The sequence below is a fragment of the Micromonospora sp. NPDC048947 genome, from assembly GCF_040649495.1.
Taxonomy (GTDB): Bacteria; Actinomycetota; Actinomycetes; order Mycobacteriales; family Micromonosporaceae; genus Micromonospora; species Micromonospora alfalfae.
This window is the reverse complement of the sequence record NZ_JBEZFO010000001.1, coordinates 155,219-180,087: the sequence shown is the minus strand read 5'-3', so window position 1 is coordinate 180,087 and position 24,869 is coordinate 155,219. Positions and strand designations below refer to the sequence as shown.

At 71.1% G+C, this 24,869-nt stretch carries 23 protein-coding genes and 1 pseudogene; 11 read left to right on the top strand and 13 right to left on the bottom strand.

The genetic code is table 11. The annotated features are described in order from the left end of the window. Positions 1-117 precede the first annotated feature (117 nt). Together AB0B98_RS00835 and AB0B98_RS00830 are read left to right on the top strand one after the other, a co-directional pair. Positions 118-876: an ABC transporter ATP-binding protein gene (locus AB0B98_RS00835; RefSeq protein WP_357359676.1), complete on the top strand. Its 759-nt coding sequence runs from the start codon at positions 118-120 to the stop codon at positions 874-876. Beyond that, entirely contained in the window at positions 873-3,404 is a 2,532-nt protein-coding gene (locus AB0B98_RS00830; RefSeq protein ID WP_357359674.1) for an ABC transporter permease, read from the top strand. The genes AB0B98_RS00835 and AB0B98_RS00830 overlap by 4 nt, the downstream gene beginning before the upstream one ends. A 140-nt stretch (positions 3,405-3,544) precedes the next feature. Here AB0B98_RS00830 and AB0B98_RS00825 read toward each other — a convergent pair whose 3' ends face one another. Both AB0B98_RS00825 and AB0B98_RS00820 read right to left on the bottom strand, forming a co-directional pair. Next, complete coding sequence (locus tag AB0B98_RS00825; protein WP_357359672.1) at positions 3,545-5,158, bottom strand: ricin-type beta-trefoil lectin domain protein; 1,614 nt, start codon at positions 5,156-5,158, stop codon at positions 3,545-3,547. A gap of 96 nt (positions 5,159-5,254) precedes the next feature. Continuing rightward, positions 5,255-5,677: a DUF2000 domain-containing protein gene (locus AB0B98_RS00820; protein ID WP_357359670.1), complete on the bottom strand. Its 423-nt coding sequence runs from the start codon at positions 5,675-5,677 to the stop codon at positions 5,255-5,257. 50 nt (positions 5,678-5,727) lie between these two features. Here AB0B98_RS00820 and AB0B98_RS00815 point away from each other — a divergent pair, with 50 nt between their 5' ends. Then, positions 5,728-6,531, top strand: coding sequence for an AraC family transcriptional regulator (locus tag AB0B98_RS00815; protein ID WP_357359668.1), 804 nt, complete (start codon positions 5,728-5,730; stop codon positions 6,529-6,531). Between the two features lie 6 nt (positions 6,532-6,537). Here the strand turns inward: AB0B98_RS00815 and AB0B98_RS00810 are convergent, their stop codons facing one another. The 7 genes from AB0B98_RS00810 to AB0B98_RS00780 form a co-directional block, all read right to left on the bottom strand. Continuing rightward, on the bottom strand, positions 6,538-7,371 hold the full coding sequence (locus tag AB0B98_RS00810) for a helix-turn-helix transcriptional regulator (RefSeq protein WP_357359666.1): 834 nt from the start codon (positions 7,369-7,371) through the stop codon (positions 6,538-6,540). A gap of 213 nt (positions 7,372-7,584) precedes the next feature. Continuing rightward, on the bottom strand, positions 7,585-9,009 hold the full coding sequence (locus tag AB0B98_RS00805) for an aldehyde dehydrogenase family protein (RefSeq protein ID WP_357359664.1): 1,425 nt from the start codon (positions 9,007-9,009) through the stop codon (positions 7,585-7,587). Positions 9,010-9,093: 84 nt separating this feature from the next. Next, on the bottom strand, positions 9,094-10,059 hold the full coding sequence (locus tag AB0B98_RS00800) for a zinc-binding alcohol dehydrogenase family protein (protein WP_357359662.1): 966 nt from the start codon (positions 10,057-10,059) through the stop codon (positions 9,094-9,096). Further along, positions 10,056-10,418 (bottom strand): hypothetical protein, encoded by a 363-nt coding sequence (locus AB0B98_RS00795; RefSeq protein WP_357359660.1) that lies wholly within the window; start codon positions 10,416-10,418, stop codon positions 10,056-10,058. The genes AB0B98_RS00800 and AB0B98_RS00795 overlap by 4 nt, the downstream gene beginning before the upstream one ends. Then, positions 10,415-11,281, bottom strand: a complete 867-nt coding sequence (locus AB0B98_RS00790; RefSeq protein WP_357359658.1) for an extradiol ring-cleavage dioxygenase — start codon at positions 11,279-11,281, stop codon at positions 10,415-10,417. Before AB0B98_RS00790 ends, AB0B98_RS00795 begins: the two co-directional genes overlap by 4 nt. 30 nt (positions 11,282-11,311) lie before the next feature. After that, positions 11,312-12,082, bottom strand: coding sequence for a citryl-CoA lyase (locus AB0B98_RS00785; RefSeq protein WP_238669408.1), 771 nt, complete (start codon positions 12,080-12,082; stop codon positions 11,312-11,314). Beyond that, complete coding sequence (locus AB0B98_RS00780; protein WP_357359656.1) at positions 12,067-13,203, bottom strand: CoA transferase; 1,137 nt, start codon at positions 13,201-13,203, stop codon at positions 12,067-12,069. Before AB0B98_RS00780 ends, AB0B98_RS00785 begins: the two co-directional genes overlap by 16 nt. 198 nt (positions 13,204-13,401) lie before the next feature. Between AB0B98_RS00780 and AB0B98_RS00775 the strand changes: the two genes are divergently transcribed. The 6 genes from AB0B98_RS00775 (at position 13,402) to AB0B98_RS00750 (ending at position 20,494) form a co-directional block, all read left to right on the top strand. Next, complete coding sequence (locus AB0B98_RS00775) at positions 13,402-14,838, top strand: amidohydrolase family protein (protein WP_238669406.1); 1,437 nt, start codon at positions 13,402-13,404, stop codon at positions 14,836-14,838. Positions 14,839-14,842: 4 nt separating this feature from the next. Further along, positions 14,843-15,646, top strand: coding sequence for an IclR family transcriptional regulator C-terminal domain-containing protein (locus AB0B98_RS00770; protein WP_357359653.1), 804 nt, complete (start codon positions 14,843-14,845; stop codon positions 15,644-15,646). Positions 15,647-15,748: 102 nt separating this feature from the next. Beyond that, positions 15,749-16,270: an SMI1/KNR4 family protein gene (locus AB0B98_RS00765; RefSeq protein WP_357359651.1), complete on the top strand. Its 522-nt coding sequence runs from the start codon at positions 15,749-15,751 to the stop codon at positions 16,268-16,270. A 96-nt stretch (positions 16,271-16,366) separates the two neighbouring features. Further along, on the top strand, positions 16,367-16,942 hold the full coding sequence (locus AB0B98_RS00760; protein ID WP_357359649.1) for a DinB family protein: 576 nt from the start codon (positions 16,367-16,369) through the stop codon (positions 16,940-16,942). 216 nt (positions 16,943-17,158) lie between these two features. After that, positions 17,159-18,409 carry a DUF222 domain-containing protein gene (locus tag AB0B98_RS00755; RefSeq protein WP_357359647.1) on the top strand — a complete coding sequence of 417 codons (1,251 nt, stop codon included), beginning with the start codon at positions 17,159-17,161 and terminating at the stop codon, positions 18,407-18,409. 504 nt (positions 18,410-18,913) lie between these two features. Further along, positions 18,914-20,494 carry a DHA2 family efflux MFS transporter permease subunit gene (locus AB0B98_RS00750; protein WP_357359645.1) on the top strand — a complete coding sequence of 527 codons (1,581 nt, stop codon included), beginning with the start codon at positions 18,914-18,916 and terminating at the stop codon, positions 20,492-20,494. 54 nt (positions 20,495-20,548) lie between these two features. Here AB0B98_RS00750 and AB0B98_RS00745 read toward each other — a convergent pair whose 3' ends face one another. From AB0B98_RS00745 to AB0B98_RS00730, 4 genes and pseudogenes are all read right to left on the bottom strand, one after another. Then, complete coding sequence (locus AB0B98_RS00745) at positions 20,549-21,010, bottom strand: DUF5709 domain-containing protein (RefSeq protein ID WP_238669400.1); 462 nt, start codon at positions 21,008-21,010, stop codon at positions 20,549-20,551. A gap of 121 nt (positions 21,011-21,131) precedes the next feature. Continuing rightward, positions 21,132-22,016: an alpha/beta hydrolase gene (locus AB0B98_RS00740; RefSeq protein ID WP_238669399.1), complete on the bottom strand. Its 885-nt coding sequence runs from the start codon at positions 22,014-22,016 to the stop codon at positions 21,132-21,134. 113 nt (positions 22,017-22,129) lie between these two features. Beyond that, positions 22,130-23,053, bottom strand: a complete 924-nt coding sequence (locus tag AB0B98_RS00735; protein WP_357359642.1) for a sigma-70 family RNA polymerase sigma factor — start codon at positions 23,051-23,053, stop codon at positions 22,130-22,132. A 187-nt stretch (positions 23,054-23,240) separates the two neighbouring features. Then, positions 23,241-23,399, bottom strand: a pseudogene (locus tag AB0B98_RS00730) (transcriptional regulator); the annotation flags it as partial. A 142-nt stretch (positions 23,400-23,541) separates the two neighbouring features. Here AB0B98_RS00730 and AB0B98_RS00725 point away from each other — a divergent pair. Together AB0B98_RS00725 and AB0B98_RS00720 are read left to right on the top strand one after the other, a co-directional pair. Continuing rightward, positions 23,542-23,688: a hypothetical protein gene (locus AB0B98_RS00725; protein WP_357359640.1), complete on the top strand. Its 147-nt coding sequence runs from the start codon at positions 23,542-23,544 to the stop codon at positions 23,686-23,688. Next, positions 23,685-24,842: a winged helix DNA-binding domain-containing protein gene (locus AB0B98_RS00720; RefSeq protein WP_357359638.1), complete on the top strand. Its 1,158-nt coding sequence runs from the start codon at positions 23,685-23,687 to the stop codon at positions 24,840-24,842. Before AB0B98_RS00725 ends, AB0B98_RS00720 begins: the two co-directional genes overlap by 4 nt. The last annotated feature ends 27 nt before the right edge of the window (positions 24,843-24,869 follow it).

Here is a 24,869-nt window from a genome sequence, read left to right as displayed (position 1 = left end):
GTGGCAGATCGGCCAAAAGGCAGACCCGACGACGGCGATACCCGGCCCCGGGCCGATGCGCCCACCCGCCGGTCGCGGCGACGCTGTCCGGGTCACCACGCAGCCACTGGAGGAACGATGACAACCCACGCCCCGCCGGAGACCAGCCACGCCGCGGTCGCCGCGGTCAACCTGGTGAAGGTGTACGGCAGCGGCGACACCGCCGTCCGTGCCCTGGACGGGGTCTCGGTCGGCTTCGGCCGGGCCGAGTTCACCGCGATCATGGGCTCGTCCGGGTCCGGCAAGTCGACACTGATGCACTGCCTCGCCGGCCTCGACACCGCCACCTCCGGTCGCGTCCTGCTCGGCGGCACGGAGCTGACCGGCCAGTCGGACCGGACGCTGACCCGGGTACGCCGGGAGCGGATCGGGTTCGTCTTCCAGTCCTTCAACCTGCTGCCGCAGCTCACCGCCGCGCAGAACATCACGCTGCCGCTGGACCTCGCCGGTCGGCAGCCCGACGCTGAACTCCTCGCCCACCTGGTGCGGGTGCTGGGCCTCGGCGACCGCCTGAACCACCGGCCCAGCGAGCTGTCCGGCGGCCAGCAGCAGCGGGTGGCGTTGGCCCGGGCGCTGGTGGCCCGGCCCGAGGTGGTCTTCGCCGACGAGCCGACCGGCAACCTCGACTCCCGCTCCGGGGCGGAGGTGCTCACCATCCTGCGCGACTCGGTACGCGACCTCGGCCAGACCGTCGTCATGGTCACCCACGACCCGATCGCCGCCGCGTACGCCGACCGGGTGGTGCTGCTGGCCGACGGCCGGCTGGCCGGCGAGATCGACAAGCCGGACCAGGTGTCGGTCACCGACGCCCTGCGTGACCTGGCGGCCCGCCGATGAGGGCGACGGTGCTGCGTACCCAGACGACAGCCGCGGCGCGGCGGCCCGGCCGGATGATCCTGACCGGCCTGGCGATCCTGGTCGCGTCGTTCGTCGTCTTCGGCACCGTGCTGGTGCAACAGATCACCGAACGGACAGTGCGGGACAACCTCAGCGGCACCCCGGCCGTCACCGATCTGGTGATCGGCACCCCCGGCGTGCCGCCACCCACAGTGACCGACGTGCGGCAGGTCCGGGCCGTGCCCGGGGTGGCCGAGGCGGTGGCCCGGGTGGCTACCGGGGTCTCCATCGGAGAGGGGTACCTCAACCTCCAGTCCGATCCGGGCACCGGTCCGCTGACCACGGTCCGGGTGATCGAGGGCAGCTACCCAGACCAGCCCGGCGAGATCGCGATCACCCCGCGTACCGCCGAACGGCTCGGGCTCTCGGTGGGCACCACCACCAGCGGCACCGGCGGTGAACTCACCACGCCCGCCCCGCTCACAGTGACCGGCATGGTGGAGACCGGCGCCGACGCCGGTTACGACGCGTACGCCCCGGACAGCGCCGTGATCGCCTGGGCGCGCCTGACGGCCGTGGAGCGCATCGACCTGCGGGTGGCCCCCGGCAGCTCGGCCGAGGCCGTACGCCAACGGGTGACCGCCGCGGTCGCCGGCCAGCCGATCCGCTCCGGCGCCGAGGTGCGCGAGACCGAGGCTCAGGCGGCGGCCCAACAGGTCGGCAGACTCTTCATCCTGGTCGGCATGTTCGTCTCCATCGCGGTCGTCGCGGCGGCACTGGTGGTCACCTCGACCTTCCGCATCGTCTTCGCGCAGCGGATGCGGCAGCTCGCGCTGCTGCGGGCGGTCGGCGCGAGTCGGGGCACACTGGTGGGTGCGCTGACCGCAGAGGGAGCCCTGACCGGGTTGGTCGCCGGCGTCGTCGGGGTCGCCAGCGCCCTCACCCTCGGTTACGCGCTGCCGGCGATCCTGCGCGCCACCGGCCACGCCGTCTCCTCACCGGGCCTGCCACTGGCGGCTGCGGTCGCTGTGGTGATCGGCGCCGTCGTGATCACCGTGCTGGCCGTGCTGGCACCGGCGCTCTCCGCCGCCCGGGTCTCGCCGCTGGAGGCGCTGCGCGCGGCGAGCACCACCGCCGGCCGGCGCGGCATCGGCGCTCTGCGTCTGGTCCTCGGGCTGCTCCTGGCCGTCGGCGCGATCCTGGCCGCGGTCGGAACGATCAGTCAGTTGCCGAAGCCGGAGCAGTCGGACTACGACCCGTCGATGCCACTGCTCATGCTCGTCGGGTCCGGCGGGTTGGCGTTCTTCGCGCTGGTGGCCCTCGGCCCGCTACTGGTGCGTCCGGTGCTGGCCGTGGTGGGTTGGCCGCTGCGTCAGCTCGGGCCGCTCGGGCGGATGTCGGTCGGGGGGATCGGCGGGGCGCCGCGCCGGGCCGCCGCGGTCTCCGTCGTGGTCGCGCTGGGCGTGACACTGATCTCCGGGGTGGTCATCGGCGGCGCGTCGTTGCAGATCCTCGCCGACCGCGAGATGGCGCTCTCGGCCCCGTCCGACTTCGAGGTCACCAGCAACGGTGGAACGCTCCCGCCGGCCGTGGTGACCCGGGCCGAGGCGGCACACGGCGCGCTGGCGAGGGTGGTGCCGTACCGGATGGTCGACGACGCCCGGCTGCTGCGCGGCGCGGACAAGCTCGGCGACGTCGAGTCCGGTTATCCGACCAGCGACCTGGACCTGGCGGCGTTGCCGAGCACCGGTGCCCTGGACGTGGCCCAGGGCACCCTGACCGATCGTGGCCCCGGCCGGATCGTGCTCAACAGCTGGGTCGCGCGGGACGCGGGTCTGCGGGCCGGCGACACGGTTACGCTCGCCGTCGCCACCGGCACTGTCGACGTGCGGGTGGCCGCCGTCCTGCCCGGTGACGGGCCGCTGCACGCGGGCATCCTCGCCGATCCGGCCGACCTGGACCGGCTCGGTGTGCCGACCGCGTACACCGGTCTGCTGGCCGACGCGGCCGGTGCCGGCGAGGACGGTCGCACCGTCGGCGTACGGGCGCTGCGGCAGGCGATCGGGGGCAGCGACGGGGTTGGCCTGGCGGTGCTCGCCGACGAACGGGACCGCAACGACGCGTTGGTGCGCACCCTGATCTGGATCGCCGTCGGTCTGGTCAGCCTGACCGTCCTGATCGCGGTGGTCGGCGTGGGCTCCACCACCGCGCTCTCGGTGGTGGAGCGGGTACGCGAGTCCGGCTTGCTCCGGGCGATCGGGCTGTCCCGGACCGGCCTACGCACCATGCTGACCGTCGAGTCGGGCCTGTACGGGGTGATCGGCGCGACCATCGGCCTGGTGCTCGGCATTCCGTACGCCTGGTTGGCGGTCCAGACCCTCGGGATCGAGGCGCCGCTGACCACGCCGCTGCTGCCGCTGGCCGGGCTCTTCGTGGTGCTGGTCGGGTTGACCGCGCTGGCCGGGGTGCTGCCGGCCCGTCGGGCGTCGCGGGTCAGCCCGGTGGTGGCACTGGGGGCCGACAACTGAGCACCGCCGTGGGGGGGGGGGGGGCGGGGGCCCCCCCCCCCCCCCCCGCCGGGACGGGGGGGGGGGTCTGGGGGGGCCCACAACTTTCCCCCGCCGTGGGGTGACGCCGTACGTTCGGCGCCACCCCACGGCGGCCTGGATCAGTTGGGGTTGTTGGCGTGGGTCAGCGTTTCCCAGGCAACGAAGAGGTTGTTGGTGCCGGCCGGACGTTGTTGCAGCGTGAGGGTCTGGGTGTTGGTCATGACGTTGCCCAACCGGGTGCTCATCGCGTTGAAGCCGACCTCGGTGATCGGTCCGAGGCCCCGGGTGAGGCTGCCACCGCAGAGCCAGGAGGGCGGCGCCTCGCCGAGCTGGTAGCGCGAGTGGAAGCCCAGCGCCTGACGCAGCCGTTCACCGACCTGCGGGTACAGGTCCCGTCCCTGGATCCGGGAGGTCTCCGCTACGTGCGAGATGGCGGAGATCCCGTACCCGGTGTGGACGAAGTCGCGGCAGGTCTCCTGGGCGAGGCCGGCGACGAAGGTGGACTGGCCCTGCCAGTAGCCGATGATCTCCGCGCTGGTGTCCAGGCCGCTGCCGGGCATCGTGTACGGCAACGCGCCGTCGCTGGGCAGGTAGACGAAGGCCCGGGCGCGGTTGAGGAAGCGGGTGGTCGCCGCGTCGTACACGGCCCGGTCGTCGAGGAACACCGCGATGCCGACGGTGGCCTCCATCATCGTCAGCTCCCAGTTGCCGTTGCTGTTCGATCCGTTGCGCACCATCGGCAGGTAGACGTTGCGCAGCATGGTGGCGAAGCGGTTGGCGTTGGGCCAACTCGTGTACGTGTACTTGATGATCTCGGCCGCCCGGGGCCAGACCGAGGCGGCCCAGCCGGTCTGCAGGGGAGCATTGCTGCCGGTGTGCGCGGTGATGGTGGCCGACCAGGCGTCCATGATCTGGATGGACTTCTGCGCGTACCGGGCGTCCCCGGTGATGTACCAGGCGAGCGCGTCGGTGTACGCCGCGATCGCGTCCTCCCGCTCGTCGGTGCAGCCGTTGTTCGGGTTGGAGTAGGAACCACACTCGACCACCGAACGGGGCGCCGGGGTGCGCGACAGGGAGGCGTACCGGCTGCTCATCATCTGGTTGTGGGCCGCCGCCCACGGCTGCGCGCCGGCCTGCACCCGGCCGCGGACGAAGTCGAGCTGGCCTTTGCTGACCAGCACGCCGGGGTGGGTGAAACCACCAGAGGGCGGTGGTGTGGTGCCGCCGCCGGTGGGCAGCGTCCAGGTCTGGTTGGCGGTGCCGGTGCAGCTCCAGAGCTGTAGCGGGGTGCCGTCGGCCGAGCTGGGGCCGGTCGCGTCGAGGCACTTGCCCGATGTCGGGTTGACCAGTTGCCCGGCGCTGGGCGACCACTGCTGCGCTCCGGTGCCGTTGCAGTCGTAGATCTGCACCCGGGCACCGTTGGCGGTGCTGGCGGCGGCGATGTCAAGGCACTTGCCCAGCGCCCGGATCGTGCCGTCGTCGGCCACCGTCCACTGTTGCGCTGTGGAGCCGTTGCAGGTGAAGAGCTGCACCGGCGTGTTGTTGGCCGGGTTCGCGGCGGCCACGTCGACGCACTTGCCGCCGTACCCGGTGATGGGGCCTGTCGTGGCCGCCATCGCTGGCGATGCGCCGACGACCAGGCCGGTCGGTACGGCGAGCAGGGCCGCGGCGAGCGCGGAGGTCAGTCTGATGCGGGGGCGGCGGGGCGGGAGCCCGGCCAATCGTCGCGCCATGTGGGGGTCCTTCCGGGGCGGCGAAACAACTGTAAAGTGTGTTAATTATTACAGCCATACACACCGATATCAATGTCTTCGTCGCCACGGATGCCGTTACGGGTGCATGGACGCACCCTTGAGCACCTTGTCCACCACGTTGCGCGGCGCGTGCAGCGCCAGGCCCACCAGGTCGAGCTTCTCGCGTCCGACCGCCTGGACGGCGGCGCGGTTGTCCCGGTCGTTGCCGGTGGCGAACAGCTCGGAGGTGAAGATCGCCAGCCGTAGGCCACGGGCGAGGGCGCGCGAGTGCGCGCCGACCAATGTGGCCCGGTCCCCGGCGAAGATCAGTACCGGCTGACCGAACATCGGCAGGTAGCTGGTGCCGTCGGCGTCGCGGTACTCCTCGCCGACCAACTCCGGCAGCGTGCTCGCGATGCCGCTGACCAGGAAGGCGGTGACGTTCAGCCGTTGCCAGCTCGCCAGGTCGTTGCGGAGCAGCACGGCGATCTTGGTGGGAAAGCGGATCGGTTCGGTCATGGCGTCGAGCCTGCCCGCCCCGACGCCTACCGGTCTTGTACGTTCTTAGCGTGGCCACCCGCCCGGCGGGCTCGCACGTCAGCGCGTGGCGACCCGCGGTAGCCGGGGTCGCCGAGGTCTTCCACGCCCATTTCGTCGACCACGCCTACCCCCGGCACATCCACCAGGTGTGGACGCTGTTGATCGTCGACGACGGCGCTGTCCGCTTCGACCTGGACCGGCACCGGCACGGCGCGCTGCGCACGTCGGTCACCCTCCTGCCGCCGTACGTGCCGCACGACGGCAGCTCCGCCACCCCGGACGGCTTCCGCAAGCGGGTCCTGTACCTCGACACCTCGGCGCTCGACGCGGAGCTGGTCGGGCGCGCTGTCGACGAGCCGGACCTGGCCGATCCGCAGCTGCGCGACCGGGTCCACCACCTGCACCAGGTGCTCACCACACCCGGCGACGAGTTCGAGGCCGAGAGCCGGCTCGCGTTCATCCTGGACCGGCTACGCCGCCAACTCCGCCAGCGTTCCCCGGCCGGTGGCCAGCCTCCTGGACGCAGCCTCGCGGTGCGACTGCGGGAGCTGCTGGACGCCCGGACCGTCGAGGGCATCACGCTGGGAGAGGCCGCGGAGCTGCTGCACGCCCACCCGACCCACCTGGTTCGAACGTTCACCCAGGTGCACGGCGTGCCACCACACACGTACCTGACCGGCCGTCGGGTCGAGCTGGCTCGTCGCCTGCTCCTCGCCGGGCAGCGGCCTGTCGAGACCGCCGTCGCGGCCGGGTTCTTCGACCAGGCGCACCTGACCCGCCACTTTCGGCGCTACCTGGGCGTCAGCCCAGCCCGCTACCCCCGCCCGAGCTGACAGCGGTCAGACGAGCTGGCCGCCGATGACGGCGAGCAGGCGCAGCTTCTCGTCGCTTGGCGACCCGGGCACGGCGGTGAAGACCAGCAGTGTCTGTGACTGGTCGGGATCCACAAGTGTCTGACAGTGCAGCTCCAACGCCCCGACCTCCGGGTGCACGAAGTGCTTGGGCGGGCAGTAGCCGGCCGGCACCGGGTGCTCCCGCCACAGCTGCGCGAATTCCGGGCTCCTGGCCAGCAGGTCGTCGACGAGCGCGGCGGCCCGTGAGCCGCGCCCGTCGCGGGTGTACGCCGCGTGCAGGTGCGCCACGAGCAGGCGACTCTGCGTCTGGTGATCCTGCGCCGGGTGCAGTTGCCGGGCCCTTGGGTCGGTGAACCAGCGGTGGTGCGCGCTGCGCGCCAACCCGGTGTACCGGGTCTCGTCACCGAGCAGGGCGACGGCCGGCGCGGTCTGCGCCAGGGTCTCGCCGAGGTGGTTCACCACCTGGGCCGGGGTGTCGTGCATCCGGTCGAGGATGCGCATCATTCCCGGGTTCACGTGGTCGGCCCGCACCGCGCGGCGCGGAACGGCGTGACCGGCGAGCTGGAACAGGTGATCACGTTCGGCGAGGGAGAGCCGCAGGCCCCGGGCCAGGGCGGCGAGCATCTGCTCCGAGGGGTGCGGCCCGCGCTGCTGCTCCAACCGGCTGTAGTAGTCGGTGGACATCCCGCTCAACGTGGCGACTTCCTCACGCCGTAGCCCTCCGGTGCGCCGGCGCGGACCCCGCGGCAGCCCGACGTCCTCGGGCTGGAGCGCCTCGCGGCGGGTGCGCAGGAAGCTGGCGAGCTGGGCGCGGTCCACGATGTCTCCGATCGGCAGGTGCCGGACAACGCCCCGGCACATCGAGCGCAACAGCACACCCCCAACCCCGTGTTCCCCCACCCCCACCCCACCCCTCTGCTTTCGCGATCTTGCAGTTTCTGTCGGTACATGAGGTGCATTTCGCCTCATACCGACGACCGAAAGTGCAAGATCGGCGGGGACAAGGGGTGGGGTGGGGTGGGGGGTAGGGGGTTAGCGCTGGATGGACTTGGTTTCCAGGAACTCTTCGAGGCCCATCCGGCCGAACTCGCGGCCGTTGCCGGAGTGCTTGTAGCCGCCGAACGGGGCGAGTGGGTTCCAGTGGCCCGCGTTCACGTCGACCTGGCCCACGCGCAGCCGGCGGGCGACGGCAAGGGCGTGCTCCGGCTCACCGAAGACGCCGCTGGTCAGGCCGTACAGCGTGCCGTTGGCGATGGCCACCGCCTCCTCCTCGTCGGTGTAGGGGATGATCGTCAGCACCGGGCCGAAGATCTCCTCCTGGGCGATAGCGGAGGCCGGGTCGACGTCGGCGAAGATCGTCGGCTGGACGTAGGCCCCGACGGTCAGCCCCTCGGGCCGCTGCGGGCCGCCGAACACGAGCCGGGCGCCGTCGGTGATGCCCCGCTCGATGTAACCGACGACCTTCTGCCGGTGGGCCTCGGACGCCATCGGGCCGATGCGGGTGGCCTCGTCGCCAGGGTCGCCGACGGTGTACTGCTTCGCTGCCTCGACGGCCAGGGCCACGACCTCGTCCTGGCGGGCGGCGGGCACCAGCATCCGCGGCCACGCGCCGCAGACCTGACCGCCGTTGCCCAACGCCATCATCAGGCCCCGCTCGACAGCGGTGGGCAGGTCGGCGTCGTCGAGGATGATGTTCGCGCCCTTGCCGCCCAGCTCCAGCGCGACCCGCTTGACGGTCGCCGCGGCCACCGCGGAGATCCGCTGACCCGCCCGGGTGGAGCCGGTGAAGGAGATCATGTCGATGTCCGGGTGGGCGGAGATCGCCTCGCCGACGGTCGCGCCGGTGCCGTAGACGACGTTGAAGACACCCGCAGGTACGCCGGCCTCGGCGGCGACCTCGGCGAGAACGCGCGCGGTCAGCGGGGCGTTCTCGGACGGCTTGAAGACGATCGTGTTGCCGGCGAGCAATGCCGGCGCCAGCTTGGAGACGATCTGCTGAAGCGGGAAGTTCCACGGCGTGATCGCGCCGACCACGCCGATCGGCTCGCGGACGATCAGCGAGTTGCCGACCTCCTCGGTCCAGGCGAAGTCGTCTGCCAGGCCGGCGATTGACTCGACCACGGCGGCCGGGAACGCGACCTGGGCGGTCCGGGACATGCCGATCGGCGAGCCCATCTCGGCGGTGATCGCCTGGGCGATCTCCTCCGTGCGGGCGGCGAGGCCGGCGCCGAGGCGGCGCAGCACGGCCGCCCGGTGTTGCGGGGTGGTCGCCGACCAGGCCGGGAAGGTGGCTCGGGCGGCGGCGACGGCGCGCTCGACGTCGGCGGCGGTGCCGGCCGGGGTCTCGGCGACGACCTCGCCGGTGGCCGGGTTCACCACGGGAAGGGTGCCGGCGGAGCTGGTGACGGTCTCGCCGCCGATCCAGTGGCCGGTGACGGTGTAGGTGGAAGGTGTCATGGACCGACCGTCGCACCGCTGCCGAACCCCAACCAGGTGCGGTTTATCCAGGGTCCCGCGATCCTTGGCTGGGGCCCGGCCCGCTCAGAGCGCGAGGACGATCCGGCCGGCGGTGGTGCCCGCGTCCTGCCGGGCCCAGGCGTCAGCGATGGCGTCGAACGGCACGATCTCGTGGTCGACGGTGAGCCGGCCGGCCGCCGCGTGCACGGCCACCACTGTCAGCGCCGCGGCCCGCTCGGCGGTGGACAACCCGTTGTTGGTGTAGCCGATCATCCGCAGTGCCCCGCTGCGCAGCACGGCGGACTCGATGGGGGCGGTCGCGCCGGCGGCGCTGCCCAGGTTGACCAGTCGCCCACCGGGACGCAGCACCCGCAGCGCCGCCGCGGCCGGGACACCGAAGACCGGGTCGAGGACGAGGTCGACCGGCCCGTCGGCGGCGTCGCGCAGCCGGTCGGCCATCGAGGCGACATCGTCGTCGGGGAGCAGTGGGAGGGCGACGGCGGCGCCGAACTCCAGGGCGCGGGCCCGTGCCGCGGCCGACCGGGCCACGGCGATGACCCGGCGGGCGCCGCCGAGCAGGGCGAGTTGGACGGCGGCCTGGCCCACCACGCCCCCGGCCCCGAGCACGACGACCTGTTCGCCCGCCGCCAGGCCGCCGGCCTGGGTCAGCGCCGCGTGCGCGGCCACCGCGGAGAGACCGAGGGCGGCGAGCAGTGTCAGCGGTACGCCGGCCGGCAGCGCCACCACGTCGGCGGTCGGCACGGTGACGGTGCTCGCCATGCTGCCGTCCACACCGGAACGCATCCCGGCCGACGTGCCGAACCAGACGGCGGTGCCGTCGGCGAGCCGACCGACCCCCTGCACACCCGGCACGTACGGCGTGCTCGGCGGGCCGAAGTAGCTGGTGCCGCTGGCGCAGAGCACGTCCAGCGGGGTGATCGGCACGGCCTCGACGGTGACCGCCACCGCACCGTCGGCCGGCACGGGCGTCGGCCGTTCGGTGATCGCCGGGACGGTGCCGCAGGCGGTGAGCACTGCCGCGCGGATCACGACGCGATGTCCGGGTAGGGCATTGAGAAGTGGGCAAGCCGCGCGCCGTAGGACTTCTGGTATTCCAGCGGCTCGGTGTTGTCCCGTTCGAAGAGGGCGATGAAGAGGGTCAGGGTGAGGAACGGGTGCGCGCCCAACTCGAAGAGCTTCACGTGGTCGTGGGTGGCCAGCGCCTCGCGCTCCACGTCGTCGAAGCGCAGCCAGGTGCTCGCCTCGCCGGTGTGGCAGTTCAGCACGGCGTTGGCGCGTTCGGTTTCCCACCAGGCGACCAGCTCACGCGGCTCGCTGCGGTAGCGCTCGACCAGCTCCGGGTCCCGGTCGACGGTGAAGAGGAACTTGTTCAGCAGGTATCTGCTCATGCCGTCGGCGCTCCGTTCGGGTACCAGGTGAAGTACGCCTCCATGGTGTGGAACAGATCGAGGGTGTCCACGTAGTCGGCCTTCACCCCGGCGCCGGCCACGCCCATCATCAGCATGAAGTCCATGAAGCCGTGGGTGGCGTTGCCCGGTGAGTGCAGGCTGTCCAGGGTGACCTCGCGCAGGCACTCGTCCAGGTCGCCGTTGGCGATCCACTCGACGGCCCGCCTGTCGAACTCCGGGTCCGGGCCGTGCGGGCCGAACTGCCGGGGGCCACCCAGCTCCAGCGAGAGGTGACCGGTGCCGATGACGGCCACCCGCAGGTGCGATGGCCACGACTCGACGATGTCGCGGATGCTCTGGCCGAGCTGGACGAAGCGCTTCGGCTGCGGCAACGGTGGCGCGAAGATGTTGGTGTAGATCGGCACGATCGGCAGGTCGGCCTCGGGCCGCAGCGTGATGATCGGGCAGGTGATGCTGTGGTCGATGCGCAGCTCGTTGCTGAACGCGAGGTCGAAGCCGGCGTCGAGCCCGGCCCGCAGGATGTGCCCGGACAGGTCCTCCTGGCCCCTGAGTAGCATCCGGGGCAGCCCGAACTCGCGCTCCTCGTTGTACCAGTTGGCGTCGTAGTGGGGCGCCTTGCCGACCAGGAACTGCGGCATGTTGTCCAGCCAGAGCTGGTGGAAGTGGTCCGAGCCGACCATCACCAGCACATCGGGTCGGGCTCGGGTCAACGTCTCCCGGAACGCCAGGATCTTATGGGTCCACTCGTCGGCGAACGGTGGCCGATCCTCGCCGGTGGCGGTGCTGGCCCGGTAGTAGAAGGGGTGGTGGGTGGAGGCGATGACCGCGACGATGGAGGCCATTCCCACTCCTTTCGGGGGTGGAGGAGGGGATCAGGGTTCGTAGACGGCGTTGCGGTCGACGGTGCGGTAGATGTCCATGCCGAGCGGTCGTCGTCGCTCCTCGGCGAGGTGCCCGAGCAGCCCCGCCGCGCGGGCCAGCAGGGCGAAACCGCGCAGCATCTCGACCGGGAGCCCGAGGTCGGCGAGGGCCGCCCCGCAGACGCCGGCGCCGTTGAGCGGCAGGGTGCGGCCGAGCACCTGCGGGTGTACGCGTCCGATCGCCTCGAACAGCAGCAGGTGCGGGCCGTGCAGACCCTCCTCGGTGGCGATCCTGATCAGCACTGGGGTGCGCGGGTCCTGCTCCTTGTGCACGGGGTGCCCGAGCCCGGGGACCAGTCGACGCTCCCGCTTGGCCCGGGTGACCGCGTCGAGCGCCACCGCGTCGTAGTCGGTCACCTCGCCGGCCTGGGTGAGCGTGTCGGCGAGGAAGCGTCCACAGTCCTCGGTGACGCCGAGGAAGCGGGAGCCGCCGCCGAGCAGGCCGGCGGCGAGCGCGCCCTGCAACGACTCGGGCGCGGACAGGTACGTCAGCCGGGCGGCGATCGCCGTCGGGGTGAAGCCGTGGTCGGCGAGGGCCACCAGCACCGCCTCGAAGACCCGTACCTCACCCGGGGTGGGACGGCGGCCGGCGACCAGCCAGTACGCCAGTTCGCCGAAGCCCACAGTGCCCATCAGGTCGGCGGCCAGGTCCTGTCCGAGCAACGAGATGGTGGTCGGGTCGGAGGTGCCGATCCCGGTGGGGAAGCTCAGTTCTTCAGCCACGCGCGGATCTCCTCGCCGTGTTCGTCGAGCCCCGGCGGTGGCAGCTCGTACCGGGCCGGGGTGTCGGAGAAGGTGATGGGGTTGCGGACACCGGGCACGTCTCCGACGGTGACGACCGGGTCGAGCCCCAGTTCCTCGGCGAGCGCCACACCACCGTCGATGGTGTTGATCGGCGCGCACGGGACGCCGGCGGCGAGCAGGTCCCGAAACCACTCCTCAGTTGTCCGCCTGGCAAGGCGTTCGACAAGCAGGGGCCGCAACTGTTCGCGGTTGGCCGTGCGGTCCTGGTTGCGGCCGAAGCGCGTGTCGTCCGGCAGGTCGGGCAGGTCGAGCACCTGGCAGAGCTTGCGGAACTGCCCGTCGTTGCCGGCGATGACGATCAGCTCGCCGTCGGCGGTGGGCAGTGGCTCGTACGGGAAGAGGCTGGGGTGCGCGTTGCCCATCCGGAACGGGACGGTGCCGCCGGCGACGTAGCCGCTGGAGTGGTTGACCAACCCGGACAGTGCCGAACTGAGCAGGTTGACCTCGACGTGCTGGCCTCGTCCGGTCTCGCCACGGTGGTACAGCGCGGCGAGGATGCCGATGCTGGCGTGCAGCCCGGCCATCACGTCGAAGACGGAGATGCCAGCCCGGTACGGCGAGCCGTCCGGGTCGCCGGTGAGGCTCATCAGGCCCGAGATGGCCTGCACCATGAGGTCGTAGCCGGGAAAGTCCTTACCGGCGCCGGTGCCGAAGCCGCTGATGCTCGCGTACACGATCTTGTCGTTGTGCGCGGCCACGGTGTCGTAGTCGAGGCCGAACCGGGCGAGGCCACCGGGCCGAAAGTTCTCGATCAGCACGTCGGCGCGGCGGGCCAACTCCTGCGCGGCGGCCAGGTCGTCGGGTTTCCTGAGGTCCAGGGCGATCGACCGTTTGTTGCGGTTGATGCCGAGGTAGTACGTCGAGACCCCCTCGCGGGTGGGCGGCATCCAGGTGCGGGTGTCGTCGCCACCGGGGCTCTCCACTTTGATCACCTGGGCGCCCAGGTCGGCCAGGAGCATCGTCGCGTAGGGCCCGGCGAGGATCCGGGAGAAGTCCGCGACGAGCAGGCCGGCCAGTGGGCCTGTCGAGTGCTGCACCATGTTTCCGCCCGTTCTGCGGACACCTGTCCGCCGGGACAGCTTGCGATACCGCACCGTGCGTGTCAACGGTGCTTTTATCGAACAGGGCCACACTCTTGACACGCTTAGTGGTCGGGACCACACTTGCGCCACTCGGGCTGGCCGCACAGCGGACAACGGTCCGGATTCCCCTCGTACTCCGAAAGGAATGGGTGGCGAATGAGCGCAACCGACCGGCCGGTGGTCTTCCGTAACGGCCTGGTTCTCACCATGGACGACGCGCGCACGGTGCTGCCCGGTGCCGACGTGCTGGTCGTCGGCGGCCGGATCGCGCAGGTCGGTGTCGGCCTCACCGCACCCGACGACGCCCTGGAGATCGACGCCACCGACGGCATCCTCATGCCCGGCATGGTCGACACCCACCGGCACCTGTGGCAGACCGCGATGCGCGGGTACGGCGCCGACTGGACCCTGACCCAGTACTTCGTCTGGTACTACCTCGAGTCGGGCAAGCTGTTCCGGCCCGAGGACGTCTACGCCGGCAACCTGCTCGGCGCGATCGAGGCGATCGACGCCGGCGTCACCACCACTGTCGACTGGTCGCACGGGTTGCAGACACCCGAGCATGCCGACGCCGCAGTGGACGCCCTGGAGGCGGTCGACGGACGGTTCGTGCTCGCCTACGGCAACATCCAGCAGGGGCCGTGGGAGTGGGCCACCTCGCCGGAGTTCCGCGACTTCCACCGCCGCCGCATCGACGGTGGCAAGCTGGCCGGCTTCCAGTTGGCGTTCGACGTCACCGGCGACCCCGCCTTCCCGGAACGGGCCGCGTTCGAGGTGGCCCGGGAGTTGGGCGCCGCGGTGACCACCCACGCGGGCGTGTGGGGTGCCACCAACGACGACGGCATCCGGCTGATGCACGAGAACGGGTTCATGACCCCGTCGAACGTCTACGTGCACGCGGCGACGCTCACCCAGGACTCGTACAACCGGATCGCCGCGACCGGCGGCTCGGTCTCCGTCTCGACCGAGAGTGAGCAGAGCGCCGGCCAGGGCTACCCACCCACCTGGCAGTTGCGCCACCACGACATCCCGGTGTCACTGTCGATGGACACCAGCGTGTGGTGGAGCGGCGACCTCTTCTCCGCGATGCGCAGCACGCTCGGCGCGGACCGCTCCCGGGAGCACCTGGAGGCGCACGCCAAGCAGGAAACCATCACCCACTGCCACCTGCGCGCCGAGCAGGTCGTCGAGTGGGCCACCCGGGGTGGCGCCCGTGCGCTCGGCATGGACGCCACGATCGGCGCGCTCACCCCCGGCCGCCAGGCCGACGTCGTGCTGATCAAGAACGACGCCTCGCCGGCGATGTTCCCGATCCTGAACCCGCACGGTCACGTCGTCTTCCAGGCCCAGCGTGCCGACGTGCACACAGTGCTGGTGGGCGGCCGGGTCGTGAAGCGCGACGGCCGCCTCGTCGGCGTCGACCTCGCCGCCGCGCGGGCCACTGTGGCAGCGACCATCGACCACCTGCGCGAGACGATGGGGGAGCAGGCGTGGCAGCGGGGAATGAACCCGGACATCCCCGAGACCGCGATCCTGGAGAACCCGTACCAGTACACCGAGTGGGACGCCGGGTCGGCGCAATGGAAGCATTAAGGACATGAGTGACAACGGAAGGGGCGCCGGACCCGACTTCATCGAGGCTCTCGCCCGTGGCCTCGACGTCCTGCGCTCCTTCCGTCCGGCCTGCCCCTCGATGACGCTCAGCGAGATCGCCACCGCCACCGGCCTGGCCCGCCCCACCGTCCGGCGCATCCTCATCACGCTCGAATCGCTGGGCTACGTCCGCGCGGTCGGTCGCGGTCACACCCTCACCCCGCGCGTCCTGGAGCTGGGGATGGCGTACATCAACGCGCTGAACATGTGGGACGTGGCCCGGCCGCACATGGAGAAGCTCGTGGCGCAGACCAACGAGTCGACCTCGATGGCCCAGCTCGACGGCAGCGACATCGTCTACGTCGCCCGGGTGGCCGTCCCCAAGATCGTCACCCTGGGCGTCACCATCGGCACCCGCTTCCCGGCACCGGCGACGTCGATGGGCAAGGTGCTGCTCGCGGCCCTCCCACCGGACACGCTGGCGACCGTTCTCGCCGAGCCCAGCCGCTCCGGCATCACACCGCGCTGGCAGCCCGCGCCGGGCGACCTCGATGCCGTGCTGCGCGAGGTCCGGGCGAAGGGCTGGGCGCTCGCCGACCAGGACCTGGCCCCGGGCATCCGGTCCGTCGCCACCGGCGTACGCGACGGCGACGGGCGGGTCGTCGCCGCCATCAACGTGACAGTGCACGCCGCCGAGACCTCGCTGGAGACCCTGCGCGAGGAGCACCTTCCGCGGTTGCTGCGCGCGGCCGCCGACATCGGGCACGACTGGGCGCTCACCGCCGTCGTGCCGGTGGTCACGGCGTAGGGGCGTGACCTGGCCCAAACGCGCGTCCCTCTACTGATCCAGCCTGGTCCTGATCGCCGCGATCAGGTGGCTTCCACGATCGGCGCTACCTAGACTGCGTCGATGACGGATGAGGACCTGGCGCTGCCTGCGGTGCTCGTCGAGGCGCACAGGGCGGGGTTCTTCCACGAGCACAGCGGGCATGACTTCGAACCGTACGACCTGTTCATGTGGTCGGGCGAGATGATGGAGTGGTGGCAGAACTGGACGAACGACCCTATGGCCGGCGCTCCTCCATTCCGCGCCTTCGGTCAGGACGGCACCGGTGGTCTGGTCGCCTTCTGGCGCCGTAACCCGGGCGACCCTCTCGACCGCCAACCGGTCGTGTTCTTGGGCTCTGAAGGCGAGTGCACCGTCATCGCGCGCGACCTTGGCGACTATCTGTGGCTGTTGGCGAACGGCGTCGGCCCGCTCGAGACGGTCGACGGCATCGAGCGCGTGCCCGAGCCCATCGCAGCGTTGACGACAATCGCACAGCGGCACGCCGCCTCCGCCCGACGGTCGACCGCAGAGGTGATCGCCGCCGCGCAAGCCCAGTTCCCCGCCTTTGAGGCACTGCTCAACACGCACGCACCGGCGAAGTAGCGCTGGAGTTGGACCCGTCAATAATGGAGCCGGATTCTCATGATCGGCAGGCAGGCGGGGCAACGCCGACGCCCGACCGGATGCGATAGTGCCGCGATGAAGGCGGACCTGCACAGTTACTTGAAGGGCGGCCGCGAGTCGCTGCTGTGGAAGCTCGACGGGCTCGGCGAATACGATATTCGGCGTCCGTTGACCCCGACCGCGACCAACCTGCTCGGTCTGGTGAAGCACTCGGCGGCCATGGAGATCCTCTACTTCGGCGTCGTGTTCGGCCGACCGTTCGAAGAGGAACTGCCGTACGTCGGCGACGGGGCGGAGGCCAACGCCGACATGTGGGCAACCGCGGATGAGACCCGTGAGGAGATCGTCGCGCTGTACCGTCGCGCGATCGCCCACGCCGACACCACGATCGAAGCCCTTACACTGGATGAGGTAGGCCACGTGCCGTGGTGGGGCGGTGCAGGGGTCACGTTGCACCACGTCCTGGTCCACGTCATCGCGGAAACACAACGGCACGCGGGCCACGCCGACATCGTGCGCGAACTCATCGACGGCACGGCCGGGCTGCTGCCCAGGAACGACAACCTGCACCCGGCCGACGAGTCGTGGTGGCTGGACTACCGCCAGCGAGTTGAGCAGGCAGCCCTCGACGCCAGCAAACGCGGCAACTAGGTTCGCTGCCGATCGTTCGCCCGCGCTCAGGTTACGGGCGGCCTGCCCGCCTGCCCGCCGGCACGGTCTGCGGCGGCGGCTCATGCGGCGGCAAAGGCGGCGGGCCCGGCCGACGAACGGAGACTCCGCGCCGACGCCCCCGACGCCCAGGCCGAGCCGATCGAGCATTGATCATGGTGACTGAAAAGTGTCGTACACCTGTTCTAGTCTCGGGTCATGGTCGAGGAGTTGGCGCAGGCAGACGACGCGGTCGCCGCCTGCGTCGACGCCGCCACCTGGGCCCTTACCGAGCACGACCTGATCGCCGCGCTCGACGCCGCGCACCGCCTCGAGCAACGCCTCGCCGCCGTGAAGCTAGCCCTGATCCGTGAGCTCGACGGCCGCGGCACCGCCACCGCGCAGGGCGCCTCGTCGACCGCGGTGTGGCTGCGCGAACGGTTGCGCCTCACCATCCCCGCCGCCCGCCGTCTCGTCGACCTCGCCACCGCCCTCGACACCGGCAACCCAGGGGTACGACAAGCGCTAGCCGACGGGCAGATCAGCCTCGATCAGGCCCGGGTCATCGCCTCCACGGTCAACACCGTGCAGACCACCGCTGGTCCCGAGGCGGCCGACAAGGCCGTCGGTGTGCTCACCGACTGGGCCGGGCAGTTCGACCCCACCCACCTGCGCACACTCGGCACCCGCATCCTCGACCACGTCGCCCCCGACCTCGCCGACGCCGCCGCCCGAGCCGCCCTCGAAGCTGACGCACGGCGGGCCACCCGCGACCGACACCTCACCCTCTCCGAGCAGACCGACGGCCGCCTGCGACTCACCGGCATCCTCGATACCGAAACCGCCGGGCTGTTCCGCGCCGCCATCGACCCGTTGAGCACGCCCTCGGGCGCCGATGACTCCCGGTCCGCCGGGCAACGCCGCCACGACGCCCTCGCCGACATCTGCCGACTCGCCCTGCGGACCAGCGAGCTGCCCGAGCACGGCGGCGACCCCGCGCAGATCGTCGTCACCGCCACCTACGACGAACTGACCCGGCAGTTGGGCACTGGCACCCTCGACACCGGCCTGCACCTCACCCCGGAAACGGTTCGCCGCCTTGCCTGCGACGCCACCATCCTCCCCGCCGTCCTCAGCAGCACCGGCCAACCACTCGACGTCGGCCGACAACGCCGTCTCATCTCAGGGCCGGTGCGACGCGCCCTCGTGCTGCGCGACCGCGGCTGCGCCTTCCCCGGCTGTGACCGACCACCACGCTGGTGCCACGCCCACCACATCCACCACTGGGCCGACGGTGGCACCACCAACCTCGACAACAGCGTGCTGCTCTGCGGCCACCACCACCGACACCTGCACCACAGCGACTGGACCGTGCGACTCGCCGGTGACGGCCACCCCGAATTCGTGCCACCTGCCTGGCTCGACCCCGAACAACTCCCCCGCCGCAACCACTACCACCGACGAACGTGAGCACCGGCAGCGTCCAACGATCATGTGCCAGCAGCCCAGCCCAGTACGCCCTACTTCCGTGCGGTTCACCGAGGCGAAGCGAGGTGCGCGGCCAGGGTTCGGCACGCCCCACTCTCACCCAGTCACTCGGGGCGGGGCCGTCCTGCCGCACGCCGCGCCTGTGGTTGACGTGCCAATCGTTACGACGGTGATCGCGTAGTCGCCAGCCAGCCAGCCAACCGTTGGCCGGTGCCGCGTTGGCCGGTGCCGTGCTGATCCGGGCCGCGACCAACCGCCGGCTCGCGGTTCTGCCGTCTGATCGACACCCCGACGTCCAGTCACAGTCGTACGGCCGTTCGGATGCGACGCCGGGCCGTCACGAAATCCGGCGGCGAATCGTCACAGCTGGCGGTTAGTCTTCCTCCGCGCGTCGTCGTCCTGGCACGTCGCGCCCCCGCGCCCGGTTGGCGCGGCATCGCCGCCACCGCCCACCGTCGGCCGGCTCAATCGACTTCAGGAGAGTTAGTGACACAGCAATCCATCGCGACATCGGACAAACTCGACGCTGCGGTGCTCAAGGTGGCGGGCGTCGTCGTCCTTGGCGCGATCATGTCGATCCTCGACGTGACGGTGGTCAGCGTGGCGCTGCCCAAATTCCAGAGCGAGTTCGACGCGTCCTACGCCCGCGTGGCCTGGACCATGACCGCCTACACCCTCGCGCTCGCCACAGTGATCCCGCTCAGCGGGTGGGCGGCGGACCGGTTCGGCACCAAACGGCTCTACATGGTGGCGCTGGCCCTGTTCACTATCGGGTCGGGGCTCTGCGCCATGGCCGACACGATCGGCGAGCTGATCGGCTACCGGGTCCTGCAGGGCCTCGGTGGCGGCATGCTCATGCCGCTGGGCATGACCATCATGACCCGGGCCGCCGGGCCGCACCGGATCGGCCGGTTGATGGCCGTCCTCGGCATCCCGATGCTGCTGGGGCCGATCGGCGGCCCGATCCTCGGTGGTTGGCTGATCGACACCGCGAGCTGGCACTGGATCTTCCTGATCAACCTGCCGATCGGCCTGATCGCCCTGGTCTACGCGCAGGTCGCGCTGCCGAAGGACGCGCCCGAGCCGTCCGAGTCGTTCGACTTCGTCGGCATGCTCATGCTCTCGCCGGGTCTCGCCCTGTTCCTCTACGGCATCTCGTCCCTGCCGGAGGCGGGCACCTTCGCCGAGACCAAGGTCTGGGGCCCGATGCTGGTCGGCGGCGCGCTGGTGGTGGCGTTCGTGCTCTACTCGTTCAAGCCCCGGCACCCGCTGCTCGACCTGCGGCTGTTCCGCAACCGCAGTCTGACCATCGCGTCGGTGACGATGTTCGTGTTCATCATCGCGTTCATGGGCGCGGGCCTGCTGTTCCCGAGCTACTTCCTGCAGGTGCGCGGTGAGTCGACGCTGGCCGCCGGCCTGCTGATGGCCCCGCAGGGCATCGGCGCGATGATCACCATGCCGATCGCCGGCACGCTGGCCGACCGGGTGCCGATCGGGCGTACCGTCCCGTTCGCGCTGGGTCTCATCGTCGTCGGGTTCTTCGGTTTCACCCAGGTCGACCCGCAGACCTCGTACTGGCTGCTCGGCGGGTCGCTGTTCGTGATGGGTCTGGGCATGGGTGGCACGATGATGCCGATCATGACGTCGGCGTTGCGGACGTTGCAGGCGCAGGAGGTGGCCCGCGGCTCGACGCTGGTCAACATCCTCCAGCAGATCGGCGGCTCGGTCGGCGCCGCCGTGATGTCGGTGATCCTCACCAACGAGCTGAACGGCTCTCGGCCGATCCCCGGCCTGGTGGACGAGAGCGGCAAGCCGGTCACCGAGGCCGGGCTGGCCATCGCCTCCCAGCAGCGGCCGGAGCTGCTTCAGCAGATGCCGGTGGACCCGTCGCTCATCGAGCGCGGGCTCGACTTCGCCGCCAAGTCGTTCGCCAGCACGTTCTGGGTCGCGTTCGCGTTGGTCGTGCTCACGCTCATCCCGGCGGCGTTCCTGCCGCGTCGGCGTCAGCCGGCGCAGCTCGACGACCCGCAGGGCGAGCAGGTCAGGACGCCGGTCGTCATCCACTGACCGATCCCGCCGCGCCCGGCACCCACTGAGGTGCCGGGCGCGGCGGGTACGGCGTCAGCGCAATGGACCGTCGCCGGGCCCGTCCGGGTCCTCGACGACGTGGATCGCCGCTTCCTCCGCGCTGGCGGCACCCGCGTCGATGCCGGCGTCCCACGCCACCGACTCGGCCTCGTCGTCCTCGCGGACACCCTCGTCGTAGGCGACGAGACGGCCGGCGCGTGCCTCCGCCTCGTACCCCCGGCGGGTCAGCTCGTCCTCGTCGTCGCCACCCTCGGCGTACGGGTCGACATCCGGCACCTCCTGGGCGAGGTGTTGCTCCAGCGATTCGCCCGCGCGCTCCTCGGCTGGCGTGGTGCCGAACCGGTTTGCCGCCGTCCAGTGGTCCTCGGCGATGATGCCGGTGTCGAGGGGGTCGCCGACCCGGTCGTCGTCGAGGGTGTCGGAGGCGTCCAGGACGCCGTCGTCCTCAACCACGTTCCACTCGTCGACGGAATCCATCCGTTCGGTCTGGCTCACGGTGGTCTCCTCTTCGTCACGGTGCAGCAAAGCGCTCAGCCTATGACCGTGCAACGCGCCAGCATCCCGAGGCCTGCCCGTTGTGACGAACGAACCTCGGGGCGGGCGGCGCCACTGTGGGTCAACGCTTCAGCAGCTCCGCCACAGCGTCGGTGAACTCCACCGGCTGCTCGATGTGCGCGAAGTGTCCGCTTCGCTCCAGCGTCACCAGCCGCGAGTCCGGAAGCCCCGCGTGCAACTGCTCGGCCCAGCGGGGGCCGCAGATGAAGTCGTACGTTCCGACGATCACCACGACGGGCACGGTGATCTCACCGAGGTTCTCCCGCACGTCGAAGGGCGTGGGGTCCTGCGCGCCGGCCGGCGTCGCCCAGATCCGGACGGCCGCCTGAAACGGGGCGAACTCGTCCTGTCGCCCCCAGAAGTCGGCGAAGTACACAGGCAGGGCGGCGCGCAGAGCGGCCCCCAACGACTCGTTGTCAGTCGCGCCGCCGATCTGCGCGAAGGCAGCCGGGACCGCCGCCGCCTCCGGCCGGTCCGGGTGCCGCTGCGGGTAGGCGGCGAGGCCGGCCATGGCCTCGCCCCAGAATTCGGCTCCGGTGACGGGCGAGGTGTCGTACAGGGCGAGGCCCGAGATCCGGTCCGGGTGGGCCAGCGCGTACCGCTGGACGACGAAACCACCGTGCGAGTGCCCGAGGAGGTATACCCGGGGTTCGCCGAGGTGCTCCACGACGGCGTGCAGGAACCGGACATACGTGTCGAGACGGTAATCGTCGGGATTGTCGAGCTGCCCCGACGCGCCAGTGCCCACTGGCTCGACGTAGACCATCGTGAAGTGCGTCTCAAGGCTGGGCGTCCGCAGGTATTCCCACTCGATGCCCGGGCCGCCGGAGTGCGCCACGCAGACCGGGCCGGTGCCGGCGACGTGGTAGACCTGCCGAACGCCATCCACCGTGAACGTGTGGGCGCCGGGTGCGAGGGCGCTGACGTCGTGGCTGGTGAAACCCATGAACTATCTCCCGATCCGAGACCCGCGCGGCGTCCGCCGACACGGCGACTGGTGCATGACGCGGACCAGATGCGCGGGGCGCGGGAAAAGTTCGCTCGGTCGGAGAAGTTTCTTCAGACCAGCGCGGGGACGGGGTGGAAGAGGGTGAGTTGGCGTACCCGGCCCTCGCGCAGCACCTGCAACCACAGCGCTGCGGGTGGGCAGTGCTCCGGGTCGTCGGGTGGGCTGATCAGGTCGGTTTCCCAGATCAGCACGTTGCCGCTGGCCACCACGTTGCGCAGCCGCTGACGTACCCCGGCGGTCAGGTCGCGGTTCATGCCGTTGATCGCCAGATCACGGCCACCGCGCGGGCCGCCCGGCACGATCATCTCGGCTTCCGGCCACCAGCTCTCGCGGACCACCCGCTCGAAGTCGCCGCCCATCGCCGTGGTGATCATGTCGTGGCCCGCCCGCCACCGCGAGTCGTTCGAGGCGGCGACGTCCGTGTGGGCGGCGTCCGCCGCCGCCCGCAGGCCGCCGGCGAGCGCCCGGCGGGCGTGGCTGAGGCGGCTGCGGACGGTGCCGACCGGCACGCCACACACTGCCGCGATCTGGTCGTACGAGGACGCGTCGCTGAAGTACCGCAGCAGGGTGACGAGCCGGTCAGGTTCGGACAGTTGCCCCAGGGAGTGCCACACCCAGTCGCGCATCGCGACCCGGTCCAGTGCCTCCTCCGGGGTGGGTGTGTCGGCGGGGCGGGTGAACCACTCGGGTTCGGCGACCGGGACGGCTCTGGGCCCACGCAACGTCATCCGGCTGTTGTTGCGGACGATGGCTCGCAACCACTGGCCGACGGCGTTCGGGTCGCGGACCTCGCCGATGCGACGCAGGGCGACGACCATCGCGTCCTGCACCGCGTCCTCGGCGTCCGGTCCGTAACCGAGGACGCTCAGCGCGACGGCCCGCATCCCGGCCTCGTGCCGGGCCAGCAGCGTCCCCAGCGCAGCCGCGTCTCCCGCCTGCGCGAGTACGACCAGCTCCCCGTCGCTCTGCGTCACGCCCAGTTCCTCCCCGAAACGCCTGTTCTGAACGCTTGTGCTCCACCAAGCGTACGGCGGACCGGCGTGCCGATGCCCCGGGCCGCCGGCCGTCCTACGCTGCGGACGGGCTGGCGGCGTGGGTCGCCCGGGAGCCGATCTGCCGTAGGTGCGCGATCAACTCCGGAGGCTCGTGCACCTCCATGTCGTAACCGAGGGTCAGCAGGCGCCACGCCAGCCACTCCAGAGTGTCGGCGTTGCTGCGCAGGCTGACGCCGAGCCGGGTCGCCAACTCGCTGCCGGGCCATTCGCGGGGCGTCTGCAACAGCGACAACAGGCCCAGCAGTCGGGCGGGGGTGTCGGACATGATCCCAAAATGCCAGCGATGTGTGCCAGAAGCTGTCCTACATGGGCCGTAGCGTTCCCGGCATGACGCCATTTCGCAGCCCTGGAACGACCCGCCCGCCGGGCTGTTGGCCTGGATGATGCAGACGTTGAAGGAGGTCACCATGACGGTGTCGACGCCGGAGCAGGCCATCGACCGGGACCACCTGCTCACCAATGTGAGCCTCTACCCGGGCAGCCACTTCGTGGCGATGGATGAGCCGCTGGCGCACGCGGCGGTCATCCGCGCGTTCTTCGCGGGCCCGCGATGATCGAGCTGACCTGGGCTCAGGTCTCCGCTCGACGTCTTCAGCGGCACCGGCTCGACCCGTCGGCCGCGCCGACGGCACCGGACGCCGCGCGCGTCGCCGACGTGGTGTCGGCGATCTGCGGCGCGCACGCCCAGATCGCGTCGGCCGCCGAGCTGTCCATCGGGCTGCGGGTGCCGGGCGCGACCCGCGCCCTGGTGCGCCGATCACTGTGGACCGATCGCACAGTGGTCAAGACCCGGGGGCCGCGCGGGACGGTGCACCTGCTCGCCGCGGCGGACCTGCCGATGTGGGTCGGCGCGCTGTCCGCGTTGCCGGCCCCGTCGTGGGAGCGGAGTGTGGTCCTGCTGACGCCCCGGCAGACCGAGCAGGTCCTCGCGGCCATCGCCGACGCGGTCGCCGAGGCCGACCTGACCACCGCCGAGCTGACCGAGGAGGTCGTCGCCCGTACCGGCCCGTGGGCGGGTGACCTGGTCATGGAGGCGTTTCAGGACAAGTGGCCCCGGTGGGTCGCGGCGATGACCGCCGCCACCCGGGCCGGAGTGGTCTGCTTCGGCCCGAATCGCGGTCGGGCCAGCACGTACACCAGCCCAACCCGGTGGCTGCCCGACTTCGCGCCGATGCCCGGCCGGGCTGCTCTGGCCGCCCTCGTCCGCGGCTACCTGCACGCGTACGGGCCGGCCACCCCGGCGCAGTTCGCCCGGTGGCTGGGGGTGCCCACGGGGTGGGGGACGTTGCTGTTCGACTCGCTCGACCTGACCGAGGTGACGGTGGAGGGCACAGGGGCCTGGGTGACCGCCGACGACACCGAGTTCCCCGACGACCGGCCGTCCGGGTTGCGGCTGCTGCCGTACTTCGACGCGTACGCGGTTGGCTGCCACCCCCGCGAACGGCTCTTTCCCGGTGCCGCCGCCGAGCGGGCGCTCGCCGGTGGTCAGGCCGGCAACTATCCGGTGCTGCTGGTCGACGGGGTGGTCGCCGGCGTGTGGCATCAACGCCGTTCCGGCCGCTCGATCCGGGTCACCGTCGAGCCGCTGCGGGCGCTCGGAGCCGCCCAGCAGCGGGCGTTGGGGGAGGAGGTCGAACGGGTTGGCGAGATTCTGGAGGGCAAGGCGTCGCTGACCATCGGCACCGTCAGTGTCGGTCCGCACGCCTGAGGCCACGCCGGTTCACCGCCTGGGCGA